This window comes from Sporosarcina sp. NCCP-2222, from assembly GCF_023168145.1.
In the GTDB taxonomy this organism is placed as follows: domain Bacteria; phylum Bacillota; class Bacilli; order Bacillales_A; family Planococcaceae; genus Sporosarcina.
Window position 1 is genome coordinate 17,521 of record NZ_BQYK01000014.1, and the last position, 7,347, is coordinate 24,867.

At 47.3% G+C, this 7,347-nt stretch carries 9 protein-coding genes; 5 read left to right on the forward strand and 4 right to left on the reverse strand.

Going from position 1 to position 7,347, the window contains the following annotated elements; genetic code table 11:
• The first annotated feature begins 245 nt into the window (after window positions 1-245).
• Window positions 246-1,292 carry a beta-carotene 15,15'-monooxygenase gene (locus NCCP2222_RS19675; RefSeq protein WP_248514108.1) on the forward strand — a complete coding sequence of 349 codons (1,047 nt, stop codon included), beginning with the start codon at window positions 246-248 and terminating at the stop codon, window positions 1,290-1,292.
• A gap of 45 nt (window positions 1,293-1,337) precedes the next feature.
• Here the strand turns inward: NCCP2222_RS19675 and NCCP2222_RS19680 are convergent, their stop codons facing one another.
• Together NCCP2222_RS19680 and NCCP2222_RS19685 are read right to left on the reverse strand one after the other, a co-directional pair.
• Window positions 1,338-1,685, reverse strand: coding sequence for a spore coat protein GerQ (locus tag NCCP2222_RS19680; protein ID WP_248514109.1), 348 nt, complete (start codon window positions 1,683-1,685; stop codon window positions 1,338-1,340).
• A gap of 23 nt (window positions 1,686-1,708) precedes the next feature.
• Window positions 1,709-2,077: a cell wall hydrolase gene (locus NCCP2222_RS19685; protein WP_375709229.1), complete on the reverse strand. Its 369-nt coding sequence runs from the start codon at window positions 2,075-2,077 to the stop codon at window positions 1,709-1,711.
• Between the two features lie 149 nt (window positions 2,078-2,226).
• Between NCCP2222_RS19685 and NCCP2222_RS19690 the strand changes: the two genes are divergently transcribed.
• On the forward strand, window positions 2,227-3,081 hold the full coding sequence (locus NCCP2222_RS19690; protein WP_248514111.1) for an aminopeptidase: 855 nt from the start codon (window positions 2,227-2,229) through the stop codon (window positions 3,079-3,081).
• A gap of 27 nt (window positions 3,082-3,108) precedes the next feature.
• Window positions 3,109-3,531: a GNAT family N-acetyltransferase gene (locus tag NCCP2222_RS19695; RefSeq protein WP_309295982.1), complete on the forward strand. Its 423-nt coding sequence runs from the start codon at window positions 3,109-3,111 to the stop codon at window positions 3,529-3,531.
• A gap of 42 nt (window positions 3,532-3,573) precedes the next feature.
• Here the strand turns inward: NCCP2222_RS19695 and hemQ are convergent, their stop codons facing one another.
• Window positions 3,574-4,323: a hydrogen peroxide-dependent heme synthase gene (gene hemQ, locus NCCP2222_RS19700; protein WP_248514113.1), complete on the reverse strand. Its 750-nt coding sequence runs from the start codon at window positions 4,321-4,323 to the stop codon at window positions 3,574-3,576.
• A gap of 178 nt (window positions 4,324-4,501) precedes the next feature.
• Between hemQ and pta the strand changes: the two genes are divergently transcribed.
• Together pta and lipL are read left to right on the forward strand one after the other, a co-directional pair.
• Window positions 4,502-5,473, forward strand: a complete 972-nt coding sequence (gene pta, locus NCCP2222_RS19705; RefSeq protein WP_248514114.1) for a phosphate acetyltransferase — start codon at window positions 4,502-4,504, stop codon at window positions 5,471-5,473.
• Between the two features lie 30 nt (window positions 5,474-5,503).
• The gene (gene lipL / locus NCCP2222_RS19710; RefSeq protein WP_248514115.1) at window positions 5,504-6,346 is read left to right on the forward strand and encodes an octanoyl-[GcvH]:protein N-octanoyltransferase; all 843 of its coding nucleotides are present in this window, start codon (window positions 5,504-5,506) and stop codon (window positions 6,344-6,346) included.
• 36 nt (window positions 6,347-6,382) lie between these two features.
• Here lipL and NCCP2222_RS19715 read toward each other — a convergent pair whose 3' ends face one another.
• Window positions 6,383-7,018 carry an RsfA family transcriptional regulator gene (locus tag NCCP2222_RS19715; RefSeq protein WP_238079488.1) on the reverse strand — a complete coding sequence of 212 codons (636 nt, stop codon included), beginning with the start codon at window positions 7,016-7,018 and terminating at the stop codon, window positions 6,383-6,385.
• Between the last annotated feature and the right edge of the window lie 329 nt (window positions 7,019-7,347).

The following is a 7,347-nucleotide window of genomic DNA, read 5'->3' on the forward strand; positions in this document are numbered from 1 at the left end:
CTCGTATATTTCTGGAACCTCTCGTATACTTCTAGAACCTCTCGTATAAATTTTCAACCACTCGTATATTCCGATGACCGCTCGTATCTCCGTTCGAACCGCTCGTATATTCCACTAATTACTCGTATCTTGTCCTAGGACACGCGACAACTTCTCTTGCATCGCTGTTATTGTATTATTTTTCGGATAATAGCCACAATCTCCCTACTGGCCATTTGATACACTATAGAAAAGGAGGCGTTTCCATGATTGCTAAACAATCCCGCTCCAAGACACCTATATTTGCAGTTCTTCTCACGGCCGTCGTTTTCAGCAATTATCTAGCGTATCGGTTGCCGGCGATTCCGTTGCCGCCGGATACCCGGGGGATGGTGATTGGCTCGCTCGTTGATTTATCGATTGTTGCACCGCTGCTCATTTTGGCAATGACGCGGAAAAAAGGGTTTACCCTGAAACGGTTTGTTACGTTCATGGTGCTTGGTCTTGTCGCGTCCCGGTTTATCATTCCATCCACCTACTTTGCGCCATTTGCCTTTATTCCGTACATTGCAATTGGCGGGGAGGCACTTTTCCTGTTAGCGGAGCTCAGCTTGATTTTTCTGCTGATTAAACATATCCCATCTATTTTTAGAGAGATGAAACTTCAACAAACGAGTGGATTATTTGCTTTTCCTACCCTAGTGAAACAGAAAGTATCCAGGCATCCGCTCGTTTCCATGCTGGCAGCGGAATCGCTTATGTTTTATTATGCTTTTGCATCGTGGAAGCGAAAACCGGAACTCGCTGAAAATCAGTTTACGTTGCATCAGAAAACCAGTTTAGTGGCGTTTTACATTATGCTGATTCATGCGATTGCCATTGAAACAATCGGCTTTCATTGGTGGCTGCACGAAAAATCCGTGCTCCTTGCGATTGGCTTGCTTGTCCTCAATGTCTATTCCATCGTCTATTTCCTTGCTGATATCCAAGCGGTACGGCTCAATCCGGTAACTGTTGGAGAGGACCGGCTATATGTGGCGCTAGGCATAGGGAAACGGATGGAAATTCCGTATCAAGCTATCGAGAAGATCGAATGGGGAGCAGAAGCTGAAGCAGTTTCGTTGAAAGATAAGGATGTCATCGACTTTATCGCCAGGGATTTTGAAGAGGGGAAAGCACATTGTGTCATTCACTTTAATGTTCCTTTGACGGCGACGATGCTCCTCGGAATGGAGAAACCATTCAGGAAAGCAGCTATTCGCCTGGATGAGCCGGTACCATTTCGGCAATTGCTTGAGGAAAAGATGGCTTAACAAAAACACTTCCGTCATCGTGTCTATGGACGGAAGTGTTTTTGCTTATCCTAATGGATTCTGATTAAAATAGTTCAGTTCCTCATTGAACTCCGCATAATCAAAATAGATCATCGGGAACAAATAGCGTTTGTTCGTGCCGACTTCACTTAAAATGACGTGATCCCGTCCGGCTGCTTCCACTCTTCCGACAACGGCCAATGTGTTTTTGCCCGGCTCAATGGCATGCTCGAATGAGAAGTGGAAAACTCCCGGCTTGCCGCGGTTTAAACGCAAAATGTTTTCAATGTAAGATTGCTCTCCCGTAGCTGGCGGCCTGTTGCTCGGCAACGTCACTTGTGGCGGAATCATCTGCTGTTGCGGGTAAGCCGGATTCCAATAATATTGGACCATGTTTCAACTTCATCCTTTCATCTTTAAATTTGAGGACAATTTTCTTCTGTTGGGGAAAAGAAGCAATGCGATTTGTATCGGCCGGTATTTGGCTGATTGTACCATTGGGCAGGGCAATCTCCGGTCGGTCTGAAAAACCAGAGGGAACGGGTCGCTGGATGGAAACGTTCTCCATTGATCACACGTCTGGCTCGCCGGAGATCTTGCTCCCGTGCACGCTGGTAAAAGTAACCCTTTTGGGTCGCTTCAAACCCGCCCGGCTGCTGGAACACCATCTGCTGTATCGACCGGATATTTTGGAAATCAAGACAGTCCCCGCGCACCCGATTAACCCCGACATTGCCGACCATCAGCATACCCAAATCCCCTTCACCCTCCGCTTCGGCTCGCATCAATCGGGCTAACAGATCTACTTCCTTGTCAGTGGCTTTAACAACGGCCACAGCAAAACCCCCTCACGACTACCATATGAAGACAGATCGCCAATCATACATAAAAAAGATTCGGATTGTGATAGAGTAGTGGGAAAGGGGGGAGCAATATGAAAATTGAAAATATCATTCCGGATTTTATTCACAAATACGAAGCGTCCGATCCGTTTGGACGTGAAGAGTTGGAAACATATATACAGAGCCACGCGAGTCTTTTTGAACTGTATTTTCCGGTCCATTGCCCTAGGACGGAAGAACGCCTGCAGCTTGCCTTGCAGCAATATCCAGCTAAGTTGGATAGTCTCAAGACATTCTCTGCAGCCATGCCAGATGTCTTGTCGAAAGTGGAACATGATTTTGAAAAGACATTTGGGCTCGATCTGGAATTAACATTTAAATTAATCGTCGGGACATTCGGTTCCAATGCATTCGTTACGCGAACTGAAAAGAGAACCATTTATTTCGCGGCAGAAAAGCTGTCTCCAATAAAAGAGCATTTGGAAGTGATTGCGGCCCACGAAATTGGCCATGTCACGCATTTTGCCCTTGGGACGAAAAATGGGATTGAATGGTCCAGTATAGATTGGACGAGCGGATTAACGACTCTTTACACAGAAGGCGTGGCAACGTACCTCTCGATGAAGATGGTGCCGGGCCTTCGCGAATCGGTCTATTACACCTTTGACAATGAAGGAGACCCATGGGCCGCCTGCTTCCATGAAAATAAAGCCGAAATCAAACGGCGTTTCCTCGAGGATGCCATGGCGGGATGGGATATGCCGAAGGAGAAGGAGTGGTTCCGTTTGTCAGGGGGTTCCTATTTCGGGTTGAACCGCATCGGCTACTTGCTCGGCGCTGCCTATGTCCAGCATCTCGTCGATAAAGTCGGTGAGGAGGAAGCCTTGACGTATTGGGTCGGACATGACATGAAGAAAGATATTTTGAAGTGGCTTGGGGAGGAATGAAATGGCTCAGTCTCCGAGGGCAGAATGATGATTAAAGAACTTCTTTCTACGAAAGAAATTCTGGGGGCATTTCCAATTATGAAGCAGCTGCGGCCTCATTTGCATGAAAACAGTTATGTTGAATTAGTGATGGCGGCCAAAGAGAGCGACGGATATAGGATGTTTGCTCTTTTCGAACAAAATAAAATGGCTGCGGTTATTGGTTTTAAACCGATGATCACACTTTCAAGCGGCAAGTTTGTCTGGATTTGCGATTTGGTTACAGATCAAACGATACGCTCGAAAGGCAATGGGGAAAGGCTGCTGTCATTTGTGGAGGAATGGGCAAAAGAAAACAAATTCGAAAGCATTTCTTTGTCTTCAGGCTTGGAACGGACGGGTGCCCATCGTTTTTATGAAGACAAAATGGATTATACCAAAACCAGTTATGTGTATAAGAAATATCTATAGACATTAAAAAAGACCGCCCAATCGGACGGTCTTTTTGTGTCATTAAATTTGGAAGAATGCAGCCTTTTGATCGCCGTCTAAAAGAGTTCCGACGAAGAAAGAGCCAAAGACGCCGTAGCGTGCACTCACTTCATCAAAACGCATTTCATAGACAAGTTTTTTGAACTGCAGGACATCATCTGAGAAGAGGGTGACGCCCCATTCGAAATCGTCGAATCCGACAGAGCCGGAAATGATTTGTTTCACTTTGCCTGCATAGCCGCGGCCAATCATTCCGTGGCTGCGCATCAATTCTTTCCGCTTGTCCATGTCGAGCATATACCAGTTGTCATCGCCTTCGCGTTTTTTATCCATCGGATAGAAGCAGACGTACTGGCTTCGTGGAAGTTCTGGATACAAGCGAGAGCGGACGTATGGATTTTGATATGGATCATCGTTTGATTCGCCAGCCAAGTAGTTCGATAATTCAACAACCGATACGTAAGAATACGCCGGCACAGTGTAGTCGGCAATCGTTAGTTTATTGAATTCAGCTTCAAGCTGTTGAAGTTCATCCATCGTCGGACGCAGCATCATGAGCATGAAATCCGCTTTTTGGCCAACGACTGTGTAGAAAGCATGGCTTCCCGTTTTTTCATTGTCAGCTGTTTGCAGTTTATCTAAAAATGCCATGAATTCAGTGACCGCTTCTTGACGCTCCTCTTTCGAGATCAACTTCCAAGAAGCCCAGTCCATCGTGCGGAAATCATGTAATACATACCAACCATCGAGTGTTATTGCAGCTTCGTTCAAGTGGATTCAAACTCCTTTGCGTTTTGAATTTATTCTACTATCAGTGTAGCATATTGAACCCGGGAAAGCGGCAACAGGCGCTTCATGTCATCAATTTGACAAGAAGTAAATGGCTGTTCCGAATCCCCTTGGCAGTGGTATGCTAAGAGGACAGAAGAAAAAGAAGGGTGGATGCCGGATGACAGATTTATTCAACCAGCTGCGACAACAACTGGACAACCGCGGAAAGAGGATTGTTTTGCCAGAAGGGACGGATGTCCGGGTTCTGACAGCTGCAGTGCGCTTACAAGAGGAAGGCATTGTGAAGCCAATTCTGCTTGGAAATGAACAGCAACTACAACAAGCGGCAGCGGATGCATCAATACAAATGGACGGAATTGAGTGGATTGATCCGGAACAAGCACCATATGTCGAAGAGCTGATCGAAGTGTTTGTAGAACGCCGAAAAGGAAAGGCGACTGTGGAACAGGCGAGGGAGCTGCTAAAGGACGCGAATGTCTTCGGTACGATGCTTGTCTACTCGGGACGTGCTGACGGACTTGTCAGTGGAGCAGCGCATTCGACTGCGGATACAGTAAGGCCGGCACTCCAGATCATTAAAACAAAGCCTGGTGTCACAAAGACGAGTGGTGCTTTTATTATGATAAAGGGCGAGGAGAAACTCGTATTTGCGGATTGCGCGATCACCATTGCCCCGACAGCCCAGGAGCTGGCGGAAATCGCTTTGGAAAGCGCGAAAACAGCGAAGGCATTCGGCATTGAGCCGAAAGTTGCGATGCTGTCATTTTCCACAAAGGGTTCTGCTGTCTCTGAAGAAACGGAGAAAGTAGTAGAGGCCGTCAAAATTGCTAAAACGCTCGATCCCGAATTAGCATTAGATGGCGAATTCCAATTTGATGCGGCCTATGTTCCGGAAGTGGCGGCGAAAAAAGCGCCGGACTCCGAGCTGAAAGGGGACGCGAATGTATTTGTCTTCCCATCGCTTGAGGCAGGAAATATCGGCTATAAGCTCGTTCAACGGCTAGGCGGTTATGAGGCAATTGGCCCGATTTTACAAGGGCTGAATGCGCCAGTCAATGACTTATCCCGCGGTTGTTCTGCGGATGATGTGTACAAGCTGTCGCTGATCACAGCGGCGCAGAGCTTGTAATTTGATGATGGAAAGAGCAGGAGACATAGTATGAAGTCAAACGAAGAACTATCGCTTCATATGCCAACATGGCGTTTTATCGATGAATCATTTTCGGCAAGAGGGCGTTCGGCATTGGAATCATTCGCCGCAGATGATACTCTGTGCCACTTAGTTGGACAGCAGATGAGCAGTCCGGCTGTTCGGACATGGGTGCATGATCATACAGTGGTTCTCGGCATCCAAGATCATCGGCTTCCCCATATCGAAGAGGCTGTTCCGTTGATTCACGAGGCGGGCTATCAGACCATTGTCCGGAATTCCGGCGGTCTTGCCGTTGTGCTCGACAGTGGGGTGCTGAATATCTCTCTCGTTTTATCGGAACAGCAAGGCTCCATAGATATTCCAGAGGGATACGAAATGATGGTCGCGTTTGTCAAACAGCTTTTCCCGGAAGCGGCAGACCGGATTGAGGCTTACGAGATTGTCGGCTCCTACTGCCCCGGCACATATGATTTAAGCATGGAAGGGCGCAAGTTTGCGGGCATCTCCCAGCGGAGATTGCGGCAAGGTGTGGCTGTTCAGGTGTATTTATGCGTGGAAGGGAGCGGTTCGGAACGAGCCAAGCTCATCCGCACGCTGTATGAGGCTGGCTTGCAAGGGGAGGCGACAAAGTTCACTTATCCCGTTATCCAGCCGGATGTCATGGCCTCCTTATCCGAGCTGCTGGAGACGGATCTGACTGTGAGCGATATTATCATCCGAACTCAGCTATTGCTGCGGGAATTGAGTGGTGATCTTCAAATGGGAGGATTCACGCCAGAGGAACTGGAGTTGTACGGGTTTTATTTAAAAAGAGTCGTCGAGCGCAATCAAAAAATGCTAAAGGCTTGAGATTGTGAAGATGATAGAATAAAGAAAACCGCCGGGTCAATTATTGGCCGGCGGTTCTTTTGATACGAGATTCCCGTTTTTCTCCATTGTAAAGACAGGGGCAACCCGATCTTCTGTATCTTCCAACGTCACGAGACGGCGTGCGCGGTTCATGATTTGTACAAACTGCTCGTAGTCATTGCGAAGTGTGGCGTTTTCACGTTGTAGTTTTTCGATTTCCTGCTCCAACATGTGCACTTTATCATTTGCCATCTTAGCTGTATGCTTCCAACGAAGTGATTCCGAGTCCCCTCCGCCGTTATGATGCAAGCGGATTAAATAGGCAATGATTGTGTCCAGGGAGAGAGCCGAAAGCGGAACAGCCGCTTTTTCTTCGCCTTCACCGTTCGTTCCGGGTGTAAACAGCTGCTGACTGCGCCGTTTGAAATCGGGACCGAGGACGCGCATCGCTTGTTTCCGTTCCTTTTTCGCTTCTGACAGCTCTTTCTCGTAATCTCTCCGCACGACAGCGTTCCATCTAAATCCACAAGCAGCGGCCGTCCTGTTTAGCGCATCGCCAACTTCTTCGAATGCGCTCAATTGTGTGCTTCCTTCGCGGACATGCCGCAACACCGTTTCAGCTAATAAAATATCATCTTGTTCTAACCAAGCATCTTGTCTGACCTTCACCATTTCCATGCCTCCTGCCAAATTCATAGTCTTTCTAACCTAAGGTCAGTGTGTACAACAGGGAATACTTTTATTCATTCAAACTGCAACACTTTATGAAAAACATTTGATTCAACTTGTTGTCGATAGTCTGTTCCAAATCACTACATTTGCCATCTTCCGTTCGCAGGACTTTTTGATATACTTAAGAAAATGGATGGACGGAGGTGCGGGAGATGGAATACAAAAATAAAAAGCTTTTGGAAGAGAAAGTATTCAAAGATCCGGTTCACCGGTATATCCATGTACGGGACCAAGTGATCTGGGACGTCATCGGTACACGGGAATTCCAG